The organism is Sphingomonas sp. (assembly GCF_003248515.1).
Taxonomy (GTDB): domain Bacteria; phylum Pseudomonadota; class Alphaproteobacteria; order Sphingomonadales; family Sphingomonadaceae; genus Sphingomonas_I.
In genome coordinates this window covers 320,179-334,865 of the sequence record NZ_QFOB01000001.1, presented here as the reverse complement: position 1 = coordinate 334,865, position 14,687 = coordinate 320,179, and the positions used below count along the sequence as shown (strand labels likewise).

The 14,687-nt window shown below is 66.6% G+C and carries 15 protein-coding genes and 1 pseudogene; 10 read left to right on the top strand and 6 right to left on the bottom strand.

Annotated features, from left to right (window positions below):
* Positions 1–15 precede the first annotated feature (15 nt).
* From DI605_RS01660 to DI605_RS01650, 3 genes and pseudogenes are all read right to left on the bottom strand, one after another.
* Positions 16–345: pseudogene (locus tag DI605_RS01660) on the bottom strand (DUF1428 domain-containing protein); the annotation flags it as partial.
* Positions 342–1,028: a glutathione S-transferase family protein gene (locus DI605_RS01655; RefSeq protein ID WP_293968308.1), complete on the bottom strand. Its 687-nt coding sequence runs from the start codon at positions 1,026–1,028 to the stop codon at positions 342–344. The gene DI605_RS01655 and the pseudogene DI605_RS01660, both read right to left, overlap by 4 nt.
* Before the next feature lie 73 nt (positions 1,029–1,101).
* Positions 1,102–1,539, bottom strand: coding sequence for a VOC family protein (locus DI605_RS01650; protein ID WP_293968306.1), 438 nt, complete (start codon positions 1,537–1,539; stop codon positions 1,102–1,104).
* A gap of 79 nt (positions 1,540–1,618) precedes the next feature.
* Here DI605_RS01650 and DI605_RS01645 point away from each other — a divergent pair, with 79 nt between their 5' ends.
* The 3 genes from DI605_RS01645 to cobT all read left to right on the top strand — a co-directional run bounded on the left by DI605_RS01645 (position 1,619) and on the right by cobT (position 5,232).
* Positions 1,619–2,296, top strand: coding sequence for a helix-turn-helix domain-containing protein (locus tag DI605_RS01645; RefSeq protein ID WP_293968304.1), 678 nt, complete (start codon positions 1,619–1,621; stop codon positions 2,294–2,296).
* Positions 2,297–2,394: 98 nt separating this feature from the next.
* Positions 2,395–3,399: a cobaltochelatase subunit CobS gene (cobS, locus tag DI605_RS01640; RefSeq protein ID WP_293968303.1), complete on the top strand. Its 1,005-nt coding sequence runs from the start codon at positions 2,395–2,397 to the stop codon at positions 3,397–3,399.
* Positions 3,400–3,402: 3 nt separating this feature from the next.
* On the top strand, positions 3,403–5,232 hold the full coding sequence (gene cobT / locus DI605_RS01635) for a cobaltochelatase subunit CobT (protein ID WP_293968300.1): 1,830 nt from the start codon (positions 3,403–3,405) through the stop codon (positions 5,230–5,232).
* A 120-nt stretch (positions 5,233–5,352) separates the two neighbouring features.
* On the opposite strand, the gene DI605_RS01630 is transcribed toward cobT, so the two are convergent.
* Complete coding sequence (locus tag DI605_RS01630) at positions 5,353–5,742, bottom strand: glycine zipper 2TM domain-containing protein (protein ID WP_293968297.1); 390 nt, start codon at positions 5,740–5,742, stop codon at positions 5,353–5,355.
* A 137-nt stretch (positions 5,743–5,879) separates the two neighbouring features.
* Positions 5,880–6,167, bottom strand: coding sequence for a 50S ribosomal protein L28 (rpmB, locus tag DI605_RS01625; RefSeq protein ID WP_293968294.1), 288 nt, complete (start codon positions 6,165–6,167; stop codon positions 5,880–5,882).
* 151 nt (positions 6,168–6,318) lie between these two features.
* Between rpmB and DI605_RS01620 the strand changes: the two genes are divergently transcribed.
* The 5 genes from DI605_RS01620 to DI605_RS01600 all read left to right on the top strand — a co-directional run bounded on the left by DI605_RS01620 (position 6,319) and on the right by DI605_RS01600 (position 10,473).
* On the top strand, positions 6,319–6,582 hold the full coding sequence (locus DI605_RS01620) for a hypothetical protein (protein ID WP_293968291.1): 264 nt from the start codon (positions 6,319–6,321) through the stop codon (positions 6,580–6,582).
* Entirely contained in the window at positions 6,582–6,779 is a 198-nt protein-coding gene (locus DI605_RS01615) for a YqaE/Pmp3 family membrane protein (protein WP_293968288.1), read from the top strand. The genes DI605_RS01620 and DI605_RS01615 overlap by 1 nt, the downstream gene beginning before the upstream one ends.
* Before the next feature lie 80 nt (positions 6,780–6,859).
* Positions 6,860–8,365, top strand: coding sequence for an amidohydrolase family protein (locus DI605_RS01610; protein WP_293968285.1), 1,506 nt, complete (start codon positions 6,860–6,862; stop codon positions 8,363–8,365).
* An 85-nt stretch (positions 8,366–8,450) separates the two neighbouring features.
* A complete protein-coding gene (locus DI605_RS01605) occupies positions 8,451–10,040 on the top strand; it encodes a flavin monoamine oxidase family protein (RefSeq protein ID WP_293968282.1) in 1,590 nt (529 codons plus the stop codon).
* A 4-nt stretch (positions 10,041–10,044) separates the two neighbouring features.
* Positions 10,045–10,473, top strand: a complete 429-nt coding sequence (locus DI605_RS01600; protein ID WP_293968279.1) for a cytochrome c — start codon at positions 10,045–10,047, stop codon at positions 10,471–10,473.
* Between the two features lie 46 nt (positions 10,474–10,519).
* Here DI605_RS01600 and DI605_RS01595 read toward each other — a convergent pair whose 3' ends face one another.
* The gene (locus DI605_RS01595; RefSeq protein ID WP_293968277.1) at positions 10,520–13,120 is read right to left on the bottom strand and encodes a GAF domain-containing protein; all 2,601 of its coding nucleotides are present in this window, start codon (positions 13,118–13,120) and stop codon (positions 10,520–10,522) included.
* A gap of 89 nt (positions 13,121–13,209) precedes the next feature.
* Here DI605_RS01595 and DI605_RS01590 point away from each other — a divergent pair, with 89 nt between their 5' ends.
* Entirely contained in the window at positions 13,210–13,365 is a 156-nt protein-coding gene (locus DI605_RS01590; protein WP_293968274.1) for an AtzG-like protein, read from the top strand.
* Complete coding sequence (locus tag DI605_RS01585) at positions 13,362–14,678, top strand: AtzE family amidohydrolase (protein ID WP_293968271.1); 1,317 nt, start codon at positions 13,362–13,364, stop codon at positions 14,676–14,678. The genes DI605_RS01590 and DI605_RS01585 overlap by 4 nt, the downstream gene beginning before the upstream one ends.
* The last annotated feature ends 9 nt before the right edge of the window (positions 14,679–14,687 follow it).

Genomic DNA, 14,687 nt, shown 5'->3' with positions numbered 1-14,687 from the left:
GTCCATCATCACGTCGAAGCCGCCATAGATCATGCGCTGTCCGTCGAAGGGCAGGGGAGGCATCTCGCCCATGCGCGGATCGGTCATGATCTTCTCGACGGCGGCGTCATAGGCGGCGCGATCGGGATATTCGATCCAGCTGAACAGCACCGCTTCGTCCTCGCGGCGCTGCACCGCGCCGTGAAAATCGTTCAGCTTGCCCGCCGGCACATCATCGCCCCATGCTTCCACCAGTCGCGTCGCGCCGAATTCCTTGAACAGTGGAAGCGCGCCTGCCGCATGATCGCGATAGGCCGCCTTGTTGGCGATCGGCACGGGCGTGAGAAAGCCCTGCACGTAGGTCATGCCCCCGCCTCCTGCCTTGGCGGTTCGCGCCAGCCGGCCGGCGGCTGGCCGGTGAAGCCCGCCATCTGCGCCGCCAGCGCGCGCTGGAAGGCGGGGCGCTCCGTCCCGCGCGCCACATAGGCTTCCAGCATGGGCTGCGCCTTCAACAGCGGATCCCCGTCCATGATGCGCAGGACCGCGATCATCAGCAGATCGCCCGCGCTGAACGCGCCGTCATACCATTGCCGGTCGCCCAGCCGATCGGCCGTCCGGGCGAAGCGATCCGCGATCCGTTTCTCCACGCCCGGCAGGCGCGGCGCGGACCAGGGCTTGTCCGCCTCGAAGGCGGTGCACATCGCATGATCCATGATGAAGGGCTCGACCGAGTTGATCGCGGCAAAGCTCCATTCCAGCGCCTTGGCGCGGCCGGCGGGGTCGGCGGGCAGCAGCCCGGCCCGCGTTTCGGCGATGTGCAGCACGATCGCACCGGATTCGAAAAGGGCGGTGCCATCGCCCTCATAGGTCGGCACCTGACCATAAGGTTGCAGGGTGCGATGCTCGGGCCGCTTCTGTGCGCCCTGGCTCAGATAGCGCACGTCATAGGGCTGGCCCACTTCCTCCAGCGCCCAGCGCACGCGCAGATCGCGCACCTGGCCCTTGGCGAAATCGGGCACCCAGTCATAGGCGGTGATGACAGGTTTCATCCTCTCTCTCCCGTTTTCGGTTGAACGCACGGGCGCGCGGATCCGTTCGTCGCGCGGCCGGGTCCGCGTGCGGTCAGGCCGGAACCTGCTCCGCCGCCTCGCCCATCGTCTGCGCGGCGGCCGCCATATCCATGAAGAAGGGGCCGTAGCCGTGGCCGTCGAGATCCTCGAAGGCGCGCGAATACATGAAGCCCAGATCCTCCGGATCGTGCAACTCGCGCCCGCCCGCCGCCAGCGCCTTTTCGGTGAAGGCGTCCACATCGGCGCGGCTGTCGAACGCATAAGCGTAGAGCGCGCCGCTCACCGTCCGCGCGTCGATGATCTCCTTGCTGGTGAAGGTGCGATAGAAATCATGGCCCAGCAGCATCACGTAGATCGCGTCGGACCAGACCATTGCCGACGCCTTCTCGTTGGAGAACATCGCGTTCTTCTCGAAGCCGATCGCCTCGTAGAAGGCGGTCGCCTTCGCCACGTCCGCCACGGGCAGGTTCACGAAGATCGTTTTCGCCATCGTCACTCTCCTTTGCGCCGATTCGATTTGCTCAGGATGACAATGTGAGTTATTAAAAACAACTATGAAGTTAGAAAAAGTGACTGACGCCGAAAAAAGGACGCCGAAACGGTGGTATGACGATGCCTGCGGCACGGCGCTGGCGCTGGAGCTGGTGGGCGAACGCTGGTCGATGCTGATCGTGCGCGAGCTGATGTACGGCCCCCGCCGCTTCGGCGAACTGAAGGCGAGCCTGCCGGGGATCAGCGCGAACGTGCTGACGCAGCGGCTGGAAAGCCTGGAAGAGGCCGCGATCCTGATCCGCCGCCGGCTGCCCGCGCCCGCCAATGTACAGGTCTATGATCTCACGGCGTGGGGGCGTGAAAGCGAGACGGCGATCATGGCGCTGGGCAAATGGGCCACGCGTTCGCCGCTGCACGATCCCTCCGCCTTCATGAGCGGGGCTTCGCTGATGATGTCGATGCGCACCCTGCTGGTGCCGGGGCGGATGGGCGATCTGGCCTTCGCGCTCGGCCTGCGGCTGGGCGCGGACCATTTCTCCGCCGAGGTGGGAGGGGACAGGATCGAGGTGAGCCGCGGCCATGCCGGGCAGCCGGATCTGACGATCGAGGCCGAGCAAGCCCTGCCGATCCTCGCCTTTCTCTATGGCAAGATGCCGCCCGAGCCGATGGAGGCCGATGGCCGGCTGCGCATCGGCGGCGATCGCGCGCTCGCGGCTCGATTCGCGGCATTGTTCGAGTTGCCGGCCAAAATCTGAGGGCCGAATGAAGCATTGCGATCACCGCGCCGCCTGCTTAGGCACCGGGCGAGGCACCGGCCTTTCCGTGCCCCGATTTTGAAGTCTTCGAGGATCGCATGACCGACATCCCCAACGTCCAGCCCGACAGTCGCGACGCGACGGTGCTCGATGCGCCGGACAAGATGGTCAAGGTGCGCGACCTGTTCGGCATCGACAGCGATCTGGAGGTGCCCGCTTTTTCCGAAGCGGACGAGCGCGTGCCCGATCTGGATCCGGCCTATGTGTTCGATCCGGAAACCACGCTCGCCATCTGCGCCGGCTTCGCCTTCAATCGCCGCGTGATGGTGCAGGGCTATCACGGCACCGGCAAATCCAGCCATATCGAGCAGGTTGCCGCGCGCCTGAACTGGCCGTGCATCCGCATCAATCTGGATGCGCATATCAGCCGTATCGACCTGATCGGGCGCGATGCGATCGTGCTGCGCGATGGCCAGCAGGTGACGGAATTCCGCGAAGGCCTGCTGCCCTGGGCGCTGCAGACGCCTTCGGCGCTCGTATTCGACGAATATGATGCCGGCCGGCCGGATGTGATGTTCGTGATCCAGCGCGTGCTGGAAACGGAGGGCAAGCTCACGCTGCTCGATCAGAATCGCGTGATCCGCCCGAACCCGTGGTTCCGCCTGTTCGCCACCGCCAACACGGTGGGCCTGGGCGACACGACCGGCCTCTATCACGGCACCCAGCAGATCAATCAGGGCCAGATGGATCGCTGGAACATCGTCATCACGCTCAATTATCTGCCGGCCGCCACCGAGGCGCGGATCGTGCTCGCCAAGAGCGGCGAATATGACAAGCCGGAGGGCAAGAAGACGGTCGACAACATGGTCAAGGTCGCCGAGCTGACGCGCCAGGGCTTCATGGCCGGCGACATTTCCACCGTTATGTCGCCCCGCACCGTGATCTCGTGGGCGCAGAATGCTCTGATCTTCGGCGATATCGGCTTTGCCTTCCGCCTTTCCTTCCTCAACAAGTGCGACGAGGCGGAGCGCGCGCTGGTGGCCGAATATTATCAGCGCGTGTTCGGCAAGGAATTGCCCGAAAGCGTCGTGGCCAAGAAATAGGCGATGGCCGAACGCACGCCCATCGAAGCCTTTCGCGAGGTGCTGGCGGGCACCGCGCGGGCGATGGCGCATGAGCCGGAGCTGGAGCTGAGCTTCACCTCCGAGGCGCCCTCCTCCTCGTTCAAGCAGGTGCGCGTGCCGATGCCGGGGCGGGGGCTTCCGGCGGAGCAGGTGGCCGAGGCGCGGGGCTTCGCGGACAGCTTCGCATTGCGCGAACGCTATCATGATGCGGCGCTCCACGCCCGCAACGCGCCCGCCGAAGCCACCGCGCGCGCCGTGTTCGATGCGGTGGAGCAGGCGCGGGTGGAGGCGCTGGGCGCGCGGGCGATGGAGGGCGTGCGCGCGAACCTCACCCATGCGCTGGAAACGCGTCTGCGCTCCGATCCGCTGACGCGTGCACGCTCCAAGGCCGAAGTCCCGCTCAGCACCGCCGTCGCGCTGATGGTGCGCGAGCGGCTGACCGGGGACGCGCCGCCCGCATCCGCGCGGGCCGGGCTGGATTTCGTGCGCGACTGGATCGAGGACAAGGCCGGTGGCGGGCTGGATGCGCTGGGCCTCGCGCTCGACGATCAATCCGCCTTTGCCGCGCTGGCCAGCCGGCTGCTGCAGGATCTGCAGCTCGTGGAGGCCGAAATCGCGCCGAACGAGCCCGACGACGCGAACGAATCGGATGGCCAGGACGAAGCGGAGGAATCCGGCGAGAGCGAGCAGGATCAGGAACAGCCCGGCGATTCGGATCAGACGCAGGCGGAGCAGCGCGCCGAGCAGGGCCAGGATAGCGAGCAGGATGCCGCCGGCCAGGAGGAGCAGGACGGCGATTTCGAGGGCGACAGCGAAATGGACGAGGATGGGCAGGACGGCATGCTGCCGACCCGCCCGAATCGCCCGGGCGGCGACATGCCCGGCACGCTCGACTATCAGAGCTACACGACCCGCTTCGACGAGGTGGTGGAGGCGACCGAACTCTGCACCGAGGAAGAGCTCACCCGGCTTCGCGCCTATCTGGATCAGCAGCTCACCCATTTGCAGGGCGCGGTGACGAAGCTCGCCAACCGGCTCCAGCGCCGGCTGATGGCGCAGCAGAGCCGCAGCTGGGATTTCGATCAGGAGGAGGGGCTGCTGGATGCGGCGCGGCTCGCGCGCATCGTCGTCAGCCCCGGCCACTCGCTGTCCTACAAGATCGAGCGCGAGACGGATTTCCGCGATACGATCGTGAGCCTGCTGATCGACAATTCGGGCTCGATGCGCGGCCGCCCCATCTCGATCGCGGCGATCTCGGCGGACATCATGGCGCGCACGCTGGAACGGTGCGGCGTGAAGGTCGAGATACTGGGTTTCACCACGCGCGCGTGGAAGGGCGGTCAATCGCGCGAGGCGTGGCTCGCCGCGGGCCGCCCGGCCTCACCGGGCCGGCTCAACGATCTGCGCCACATCGTCTACAAGCGCGCGGACGAGCCCTATCGCCGCGCGCGCAAGAATCTCGGGCTGATGATGCGCGAGGGGCTGCTCAAGGAGAATATCGACGGCGAGGCGCTGCTCTGGGCGCACAATCGCCTGATGGCGCGGCCGGAGGAGCGCAAGATCCTGATGGTGATCTCCGATGGCGCGCCGGTGGACGATTCCACGCTCTCGGTGAATTCGGGAAGCTATCTGGAGCGGCATCTGCGGCAGGTGATCGCCTGGATCGAAAGCCGTTCGCCCGCGCAATTGGTCGCCATCGGTATCGGCCATGACGTGACGCGTTATTATGCGCGCGCGGTGACGATCATGGATGCCGAGCAGCTTGGCGGCACGATGATCGAGCAGCTGGCCGGCCTGTTCGACGACGCCTGATCGGTATCCCGCAAATCCGATTGCCGGCGCCCCTGCGGGAGCAGGAGCCCGCTGCTGCCGGCGAATCGGATGGGATCATCGGTATCCCGCCTGTGCGGGGATGATCTGAAAGGATCGCTCTCAGCAATCCCGATCGATTGCGCGACCCGCCAGCGCGCCTACGCCCGCGCCCACGATGGTGCCGACGCCGCGATCGCCGCGGCCCGCCACCGAATTGCCCAGAAGGCCACCGGCGATCGCGCCGATGATCGTGCCGCCCGTGCCCTTGTCGCACCGGCCACGGCCGCGATAGCCGCGCCGGTCGTTGCCCGGGCCGCGCTGATAGCCGCGATCATCATAGCCATAGCCGCGACGCGAATCGCCACGATCATAGCCGTCGCGCTCGTAGCCGCGCTGATCGATCTGCTGATAATAGCCACGGTTGCCCTGCCAGCGCTGGGCATCGGCCGCAGCGGGCACGGCAGCGGCGGCGGCGAGCATCGCCGCAGCAAAGCCGATCTGCCTGAACATCGCCACTCTCCTAGCACCACGGCAAACATGCCGGGGATGGGACAGTCCCCATCCACGAATCGCTTTGTAGCGATTCGCGGCTGAGTGGCATCTGAATGGAGCCGTTAGCGGAGGTTCAGCCTCCGCCGGGGCACCATTCAGGCAGCGATCTTGGACTTCTCGATCTCGCGCTTCAGGCGACGGGCGCGCAGCGAGAGCTTCTCGGCCGAGGTCTTCAGCAGCCAGTTGTCGAGGCCGCCGACATGCTCGACAGAGCGCAGGCCGTGCGTGGAGACACGCAGGCGCACGCCCTTGCCCAGGGAATCGGAAATCAGCGTCACGTTCTGCAGGTTCGGCAGGAACGTCCGCTTGGTCTTGTTGTTAGCGTGGGACACATTGTGGCCCACCTGCCGACCCTTGCCGGTCAGCTCGCAAATACGCGCCATGCGCTCAAATCCCGTAAAGATCGGTGTTTCCCGGAAGGTCGCGCCCCTTAAGGGACATGGCGCGGTGCGTCAAGGTTGCAGGCGCATTCGCTGCAACCGGAACGGGGGCGAACCGTTGTCCGATGATAATATCGGAAAGGATTCGTCTGTCATGCGCGCGATCGTTTCGCTTCTCGCCCTCGTCGTGATTCTGGGCATCATCGGCGTCGCCACGGGATTCTTCAAATTCTCCGCCACGCCTGGCGAAATGCCGAAGATCGCGGTTTCCGGCGGCTCGCTGCCCCGCGTCAGTGCCGATGCCGGTTCGATCTCCCTTGGCTCCCGCAACGAAGCCGTGTCCGTGCCGGAGGTGAAGGTCGCCACCAAGCAGACTTCGGTGGAGGTGCCTACCGTTGCCGTACGGAAGCCGGACTGATGGAGGTCGCGAATCCTCCCGCGCGCCCTTCGATCGGCGCTCTGATCGCCGCCGTCCTGCTACCGCCGCTGGCCGTGTATCTCGCGCGGGGATTCGGCCCGGCATTCTGGATCTCGGCCGTGCTCACGCTCTTCTGGTGGCTGCCGGGTGTGATTTTCGCCCTCGTGATGCTCTTTACGCCCCCTCCCGCGACGTAAAGCATCGAATAGCAGCCGTCCGATTGACTCGATTTTCCGCCTCGCCCCCAATGCCCTGAAGGGGCGATGAGGGGGGTGAAATGGAGCAGGCGGAAGGGCGTCCGGGGCTGAACCGGCGTGAGATGCTGGCGGCCGCGGGTATCGGTGCGGCGGCCTTCGCGGCTTCGGCGCCGGCAATGGCCGCCGGCGGCTCGCAGCGGCCGATTCTCTTCACCCACATCGGCATCCTCATCGGGGATCGCGTTCGCGAGGACGCGGCCCTGCTGGTGGTGGGCGACAGGATTGCCGCGATCGACGGGACGGATGCATTGCGCGCCGCCCATCCCGATGCGGAGATCCATGACGGGCGCGGCAAGGTGTTGCTGCCCGGGCTGGTCAATTGCCACGCGCATCTTTCGGCCACGATCGCGCGCGGCTTCAACGAGGATTTCGGCTTTCCCAATTCGGCCCGGCTGAAGCTGACGCCGGAGAGCCTGCTTTCGCCCGACGAGCGCCGGCTGATGGTCACGATCGGCGCGCTGGAGGCGATTCGCACCGGAACCACCACCCTCGTCGAAAATGTTTCCGGCATCGCGCCGCATGCCGAGGCGCTCGCCGGATCGGGGCTCCGCATGGTCTTCGCCGAATCGGTGCGCGACAGCGAGAATGTGGCCGGTCCCATGGCGCCCGAAGGGCTCGCCGCCAGCGTCCGGCCGATTTTCTCGCAGAGGAAGCGGGAAGAGGGGATGGCGCGGATCGAATCGCTCCATTCCCGGTGGCATGGCGCCGATGGCGGCCGGATCAGCGTCTTTCCCGCAGCCGCCCTGGCGGAAACCTCCTCGCCCGAATTGCTGCGCGATGTCCGCGCCTTCGCCGACAAGCACGGACTGAGTTACACGATCCACCTGTCACAGAGCGTGGCCGAGGTGGATTTCATGAAGCGCTGGTGGGGCATGAGCCCGCCCGCTTTCCTCGATCGGGCCGGCTTCCTGGGGCCGCGCCTGTTCGCCGCGCATTGCCGCTATCTGGACGATGCCGATATCGCGCTGCTCGGCCGCACGAAGACGATGATCTCGCATCAGGCCGGCATGGCGGCCAATCGCGGCGTGATCCCGCCCATCGCGCGGCTGCGCGCAGCGGGGGCGGGGATCGCGAACGGGACGGACAACAACACCAACGATGTCTTCTCCGTCATGCGCACGGCGCTGCTGACGGAGCGGATCAGCCGCAACGATCCGTTTCCGGGCGTGCTGCCCCAGCCGGAAGACATGTTCGAGGATGCCACGCTGGGCGGCGCCACCGCGCTTGGGCATCGATCGCTGACCGGATCGATCGAGGTGGGCAAGAAGGCCGATCTGATCGTTCTGGATACGCAGCGCGCCTATCTCGTGCCGTGCGGCCGCATCCTTTCCGCCTGGATTCACAATGGCCAGCCGTCGGACATTGTCGCCAGCATGGTGGATGGCCGCTTCCTGATGCGGGAGGGCAGAATCCTCTCGCTCGATGAACCTGCGCTCATCGCCGAGGCGGACAAGGTCGGGCGGCGGATCTGGGGGCAGGTGCACGCGGCGGGCCCGATCGCCATTCCCGGCCGGCCGAACGCATGAGGCGGATGGCCCAAATATTGCGTTGCAGCAAACTGCGTGACTTGGCACATTGATGCTGAAAAGCGGGGCGACGGGGCGATTTCATATGGATAAGCTAGGCAATGCGCCGACACGGCGTGAGCTTCTGACCGCGATCGGCATGATTGGCGGCACCGCCGCCCTGTATCAGGCGATGACGACGATGGCGCATGCCGCCGAGACGCAATTCGCCGGCCCGCCCAATCTTTCCGGCGCGCGCAGGGGGGCCAGCGTCGTCATTCTGGGGGCGGGCCTCGCCGGCATGCTCGCCGCCTATGAACTTGCGAAGGCGGGCTACAAGGTCCGTATCCTCGAATATCAGAACAGGGCCGGCGGGCGGAACTGGTCGCTCTATGGCGGCGATACCTATACCGAGCTGGGGGGTGCCACGCAGAAGGTGCGGTTCGCGCCGGGCAATTATCTCAATCCCGGCCCGTGGCGCATCCCGCACCACCACCGCACCCTGCTCCATTACTGCAAGTCATTCGGCGTGAAGCTGGAGCCGTTCATCCAGTTCAATCACAATGCCTATGTCCATAATGATGCGTTCGGGGGCAAACCGCAGCGTTTCAAGGCGCTTGCCGCCGATTTCGAGGGCAATGTCGCCGAGCTGCTCAACAAGGCGATCGATCAGAAGGCGCTGGATACGGCGCTGACGGCCGAGGATCGCGATCGCCTGAAGGAGGCGCTGCGCGACTGGGGCATGCTCGACAAGGACATGCGCTACGCGAAGAATCTGCGCTCGTCCGAGCATCGCGGCTTCGATCGGCCGCCCGGCGGCGGGGTGAACGGCGCTCCGATCCCGTCCGAGCCCTTCGCGTTCAAGGATGTGCTGGATAGCCGCATCTGGACGCAGATGGCGTTCTTCATGAACTATGAATTCCAGACGACCATGTTCCAGCCGGTCGGCGGCATGGGCATGATCGGCAAGGCCTTCGCCCAGCAGGTCCAGCCGCTCCTCACCTTCAATGCGAAGGTGACGAAGCTGATGCAGGACAGGAAGGGCGTCACCGTCAGCTACACCGATACCGCCACGGGGGAGGCGAAGACGGAGCGCGCCGATTATTGCGTCTGCACGATCCCGCTCGGCATCCTCAACCAGATCGAGAGCAACCTTTCCGATCCGATGAAGGCCGCCGTCTCGGCCGTGCCTTATTCGAATTCGGTGAAGATCGGCCTCGAGATGGGCCGCCGCTTCTGGGAGGAGGATCAGGCCATCTATGGTGGCCACAGCTTCACCAATCAGGAGATCAGCCTGATCTCCTATCCCAATTTCGATTATCTGAAGGATGGTCCCGCCGTGTTGCTGGGCGCCTTCGCCAGCGGCATGGGCGCCTATCGCCTCGGCGGGATGACCCCGGAGGAGCGGATCGAGGCAGCGCTTAGCCAGGGCTCCGTCTTCCACCCGCAGCAATATCGGAAGGAATATCGCAACGGCGCGTCCGTCGCGTGGAGCCGGGTGCCCTGGACGATGGGCTGTTGCGCGCGCTGGAACGAGGATACGCGCAAGGCGCATTACCAGACGCTCGTCGGGGTCGACGATCGGGTGGTGCTCGCGGGCGAACATGCCTCCTATGTCGGCTGCTGGATGGAAGGCGCGCTGCTTTCCTCGCTCGACGCCATCACCCGTCTGCACAAGCGCGCGCTGGAGGCCTGATCCGATGCCGAAGACGATCCGCCGCACCGCCACGCCCCTGCTGGCGATCACGGCCGCCCTGCTCGTGGCCCGCGCGGCGCGGGCCGACGAGCCTGGCCCAGGCGGCACCAAGGCGCCCGTGCCCGTGACGGGCGAACAGGTGTACAAGACGGTCTGCCAATCCTGCCATATGGCGGATGGCAGGGGCGCCGAGGGCGCCGGCCGGATGCCGGCGCTGGCCAGCAATCCGCGCCTCGCCGCCGCAGCTTATCCGATCGTGATGATCGCGAAGGGCCGTGGCGCGATGCCGGGCTTCGTGGGTACGCTAAGCCCCGCGCAGGCCGCCAATGTGGTCGGCTACATCCGCACCCATTTCGGCAACAATTTCGCAGCCCCCGTGACCGAAGCGGATGTGGCGAAGCTCTATGGTGTTCCGCCCGCGGCCGAGCGATAGTCCGGGGACTGCATCACCCTGAATCACGTGCAGGATGCTGAAGTTCCTATTCCAGCATTTCCCGCACCTTCACCGCCAGCGCATCCATCGCGAACGGCTTCGTGAGCAGGGCCATGTTGGGATCGAGCTGGCGATTGCCGATCACGGCATTCTCGGCATAGCCGGTGATGAAGAGCACGCGCAGATCGGGTGACAGCGCCAGCGCGGCATCAGCCACCTGGCGCCCGTTCATCTGGCCGGGCAGGCCCACATCCGTGACGAGCAGATCGACGCGGGCGCCGGATTGCAGGATGCGAAGTGCCGCCGCGCCGTCGCCCGCCTCCAGAGGCGTATGGCCCATTTCCTCCAGGACTTCGGTTACGAGCATCCGCACGGTGGGCTCGTCGTCCACGACCAGAATCGTTCGCGCGTCTGCACTGCGGCCCTGTTCGGCGAGCCCCACCTCGCCGGGCGGCTGTTCCTCGCCATCGGCGGCCCCGTCGTGGCGCGGCAGGTAGATGCACACGGTGGTGCCGATGCCCAACTCCGTATAGATGCGCACCTGGCCGCCCGACTGGCGCGCAAAGCCATAGATCATCGAAAGGCCGAGGCCGGTTCCCTCGCCCAGCGGTTTGGTGGTGTAGAAGGGATCGAAGGCGCGGGCCTGCACCTGGGGGGTCATACCGGTGCCGGTATCGGTCACGCAGATGGACAGATATTGGCCGGGGTCCAGATCGCGTTCCCGCGCCGCGCGGGCATCGAGCCATTTGTTCGCGGTCTCGATCGTGATCCGGCCGCCCTCCGGCATGGCGTCGCGCGCGTTGATGCACAGGTTGAGCACGGCATTTTCCAGCTGGTTCGGATCCACCATGGCCGGCCACAGGCCCATCGCACCGACCACTTCCACCTGAATGGCAGGCCCCACGGTACGACACACGAGCTCCTCGATCCCGGCGATGAGGCGATTCACGTCGACCGGCTTGGGATCCAGCGTCTGCCGCCGCGAAAAGGCGAGCAACCGATGCGTCAGCGCCGCGGCGCGCCGTGCCGCGCCCTGGGCGGCCGTGATATAGCGATCCAGCTCTCCCGCGCGTCCTTGCGCGATCCGTGCCTGCATCATCTCGATCGCGCCGGAAATGCCGGTCAGCAGATTGTTGAAATCGTGCGCCAGGCCGCCCGTCAACTGGCCCACCGCCTCCATCTTCTGCGCCTGGCGCAGGCTGTCCTCGGCGAGCAGCAGATCGCGTGTGCGCGCCTCGACCTGCGCCTCGAGCGAGGAATTGAGCGTCGCCAGTTCCTGTTCCGCGCGGCGCCTTTCCACGGCGAAGCGTGTCCGCTCCGCCACTTCGCGCACGAAGTCGATCTCCTCGCGTGACCAGGCTCGTGGCCGGTCCTGATTGACGAAGAGCAGGGCGACGAACTGGCCGTTCTCGATCAACGGCAGGTTGATGAGCGCGTGGACCTGGAGCGATTTGGGCATGTGTGCCACGCCACGGGTGCGGGGATCTTCGTCGACATCGGCGATGACGACCGCCTCGCCGGCCTGAAGATCGTCGATGAAACTGCCATAATCCCGGAAATGGAGCGTGCCGGGATAGGTCGAAATTCCGGGCGCGGCCCATTCGCGTTCCGGGCGGATCGTCTCGGCGGCGGGATCGACCACGCCATAGCCGGCGCGGCTCGCGCCCAGCGAGCGGCCCAGTACCTCCGCGGCCGCATAAGCGAGATCCCCTGCGTCGCCCGACGCGCCCAGCCGGTCGCCCAGTTCCAGCAAGGCCGCGAGCCTCAGTTCCGCCGATTTGCGGGCATGAATATCGAAGCTCGCGCCTGGAAAGCGCAGCGGTGTCCCGTCTGGCGCCATCTCGCATTGCCCGCGCGATGCCATCCATCGCCAGTGTCCGTCCGGCCCGATCACGCGATATTGGGTGTCGTAGGTCTCGCCGGTGGTGATGGCCCGGTCCACCGCGGCACGGACCTGTTCCACGTCATCGGGATGGACGCCGTCGAAGAATGCAGCGATCGGCGCGCCCTGGGCGGCGCGCGCCGGATCCACGCCGAACAGGGCCGCAAAGCCTTCATCGGCGCGGACCAGATCGTTCTGCACATCCCAGTCCCACATGCCGATGCTGGGCGCGCCGCCGAATGGAATGGCCGGCGGGCGCCCGGCGGCGCCCCGTTCGATCTCGATCGCTACCTGACGGGCCAGCGCCTCCAGCGCCAGCGCCTGCCGGTCGGTCAGCCCCTCCGGTCGCGGTATCACGTCGATCGCGCAAAGGCTGCCGAGGGGATGTCCGCCTGCCGTGACGATCGGATAGCCGGCGTAGAAGCGAATGTGCGGCGGCTGGGTGACGAGGCTGAAATGCCGCGTGCGCGGATCGATCGCGAGATCGGGAATCACGAACAGCGCATCCTGCTCGATCGCCAGCGCGCAGACGGAGGTGTCGACATGCGTCTGCGTGACGTTCACGCCGGTCTTCGCCTTGAACCATTGGCGGTCACGATCGACGAGGCTGACGAGCGCGATGGGCACGTCGCATATCGCGCCGGCGATGGCGACGATATCGTCGAACGGCCCCTCGGGTGGTGTATCGAGGATGTTGGCGTCGATCAGGGCGGCCAGTCGCCGTTGTTCGGAAGGGGAGCCGGGCCGGGCAGCGTGATCGGTCATGCACGGCCATAACCCGCGGGGCGTGATCGCGCTCCCTGAAAATCGGATCGCCGCTTCACAAGTGCGCCACGCTGTGCCAGCCAAGATGGATGAACGAGGAAGAGCGCGAAGCGCGCGAGGCGGCCGCCCGTATCGGTATCGATCTGCCGGATCAGTGCGTGCCAGGCGTCGTCGAAAATCTGCGCCTGCTCGCGCATCACGCCGCCCTGCTGAATGCGGCACCCGAAGAGACGCACGCGGCGTGACGCTCGCCACGATTGCCGCCGATGTCCGGGCCGGGCGCCGGAGTGCCGTCGCCGTCGCGCGCGAAGCGATCGAGGCTCTTCGCGCGGATCCCTATGTTGCGGTCACGCATGTCCTGGAGGCGCGCGCACTGGCGGAGGCGGAGGCCGTGGACGCCATCGTTGCCGGCGGCGGGGATCCGGGGCCGCTGGCCGGCGTGCCCTATGGCGTGAAGGATCTGTTCGATGTGGCGGGCCTGCCCACCACCGCCGGCGCGCGCGCCCGGATCGATGCGCCGCCCGCCGCCACCGATGCGGAGGCGATCCGACGCCTGCGTGCGGCCGGCGCCGTGCTCGTCGCGACGCTGAACATGGATGAATTCGCCTACGGCTTCGCCACGATCAACGCGCATTTCGGCACGACCCGCAATCCCCACGATCCGGCACGGCTCGCTGGCGGTTCTTCCGGTGGATCGGCGGCGGTTGTGGCGGGTGGCCTCCTGCCACTCGCGCTGGGATCGGATACGAACGGATCGATCCGCATCCCCGCAGCCCTGTGCGGCGTCTATGGCCTCAAGCCCACCCATGCCGCGCTTCCGCTGGACGGCGTTTATCCCTTCGTGGACAGTTTCGACGATATCGGCCCCTTCGCTGCCGACATTGCCGGCCTGCGCCTGGCGACGGAGGTGCTGCGAGGGGAGGCCTGGGCCGAAGAGGCGCCGGCGCGGATAGCGATGCTGGGCGGCTGGTTCGCCGAAAATCTCTCGCCGGACATGGCCGCCGCGCGGGATCGCATCGCCGCGCATCTCGGCGCGGGCACGGTCGAGCTTCCCTCCGTCGATATCGCGCGGTCCGCCGCCTTCCTGATGACCGCCCACGAGGGCGGGCAATTCCACACGCCGGGGCTGGCCGATCATGCCCTGCTCTACGATCCCGCCACGCGCGACCGGCTGATCGCGGGTGCCACCCTAGCACCGGAAATCGTGGAGCGTGCCCATCGTTTCCGCCGCTGGTTCGCCGCGCAGGCCGATCGCCTCTTTTCGCGATGGGATGTGCTGATCGCGCCCGCCACGCCCTGCGCCGCGCCGCCGATTGCGGATCCCATGATCGTCTTGGGCGGGCAGCGCGTGCCGGCACGCGCGCATCTGGGCATCTATACGCAGCCGCTGAGCTTCATCGGTCTGCCTTCTCTGGCCGTGCCGCTACGGGCGTGCGGGCCGCTTCCGCTGGGCTTGCAGCTTGTGGGGCCGCCCGGCGGCGAGGCGCGCTTGTTTGCGCTGGCCGCACGGCTGGAGGCGGAGGGATTTGCCGGGGGCTGGCCGCGTCCCGGCTTGTAAGGGCAAGGC

Excerpts from the sequence above, each read along its gene's own strand:
- rpmB (WP_293968294.1), bottom strand. The coding sequence starts at position 6,167 with ATGGCGCGTATTTGCGAGCTGACCGGCAAGGGTCGGCAGGTGGGCCAC.
- DI605_RS01590 (WP_293968274.1), top strand. The coding sequence starts at position 13,210 with ATGAACGAGGAAGAGCGCGAAGCGCGCGAGGCGGCCGCCCGTATCGGT.
- DI605_RS01595 (WP_293968277.1), bottom strand. The coding sequence starts at position 13,120 with ATGACCGATCACGCTGCCCGGCCCGGCTCCCCTTCCGAACAACGGCGA.
- cobT (WP_293968300.1), top strand. The coding sequence starts at position 3,403 with ATGGCCGAACGCACGCCCATCGAAGCCTTTCGCGAGGTGCTGGCGGGC.
- DI605_RS01620 (WP_293968291.1), top strand. The coding sequence starts at position 6,319 with ATGCGCGCGATCGTTTCGCTTCTCGCCCTCGTCGTGATTCTGGGCATC.
- DI605_RS01650 (WP_293968306.1), bottom strand. The coding sequence starts at position 1,539 with ATGGCGAAAACGATCTTCGTGAACCTGCCCGTGGCGGACGTGGCGAAG.
- DI605_RS01605 (WP_293968282.1), top strand. The coding sequence starts at position 8,451 with ATGGATAAGCTAGGCAATGCGCCGACACGGCGTGAGCTTCTGACCGCG.
- DI605_RS01610 (WP_293968285.1), top strand. The coding sequence starts at position 6,860 with ATGGAGCAGGCGGAAGGGCGTCCGGGGCTGAACCGGCGTGAGATGCTG.
- cobS (WP_293968303.1), top strand. The coding sequence starts at position 2,395 with ATGACCGACATCCCCAACGTCCAGCCCGACAGTCGCGACGCGACGGTG.
- DI605_RS01630 (WP_293968297.1), bottom strand. The coding sequence starts at position 5,742 with ATGTTCAGGCAGATCGGCTTTGCTGCGGCGATGCTCGCCGCCGCCGCT.
- DI605_RS01600 (WP_293968279.1), top strand. The coding sequence starts at position 10,045 with ATGCCGAAGACGATCCGCCGCACCGCCACGCCCCTGCTGGCGATCACG.
- DI605_RS01655 (WP_293968308.1), bottom strand. The coding sequence starts at position 1,028 with ATGAAACCTGTCATCACCGCCTATGACTGGGTGCCCGATTTCGCCAAG.
- DI605_RS01615 (WP_293968288.1), top strand. The coding sequence starts at position 6,582 with ATGGAGGTCGCGAATCCTCCCGCGCGCCCTTCGATCGGCGCTCTGATC.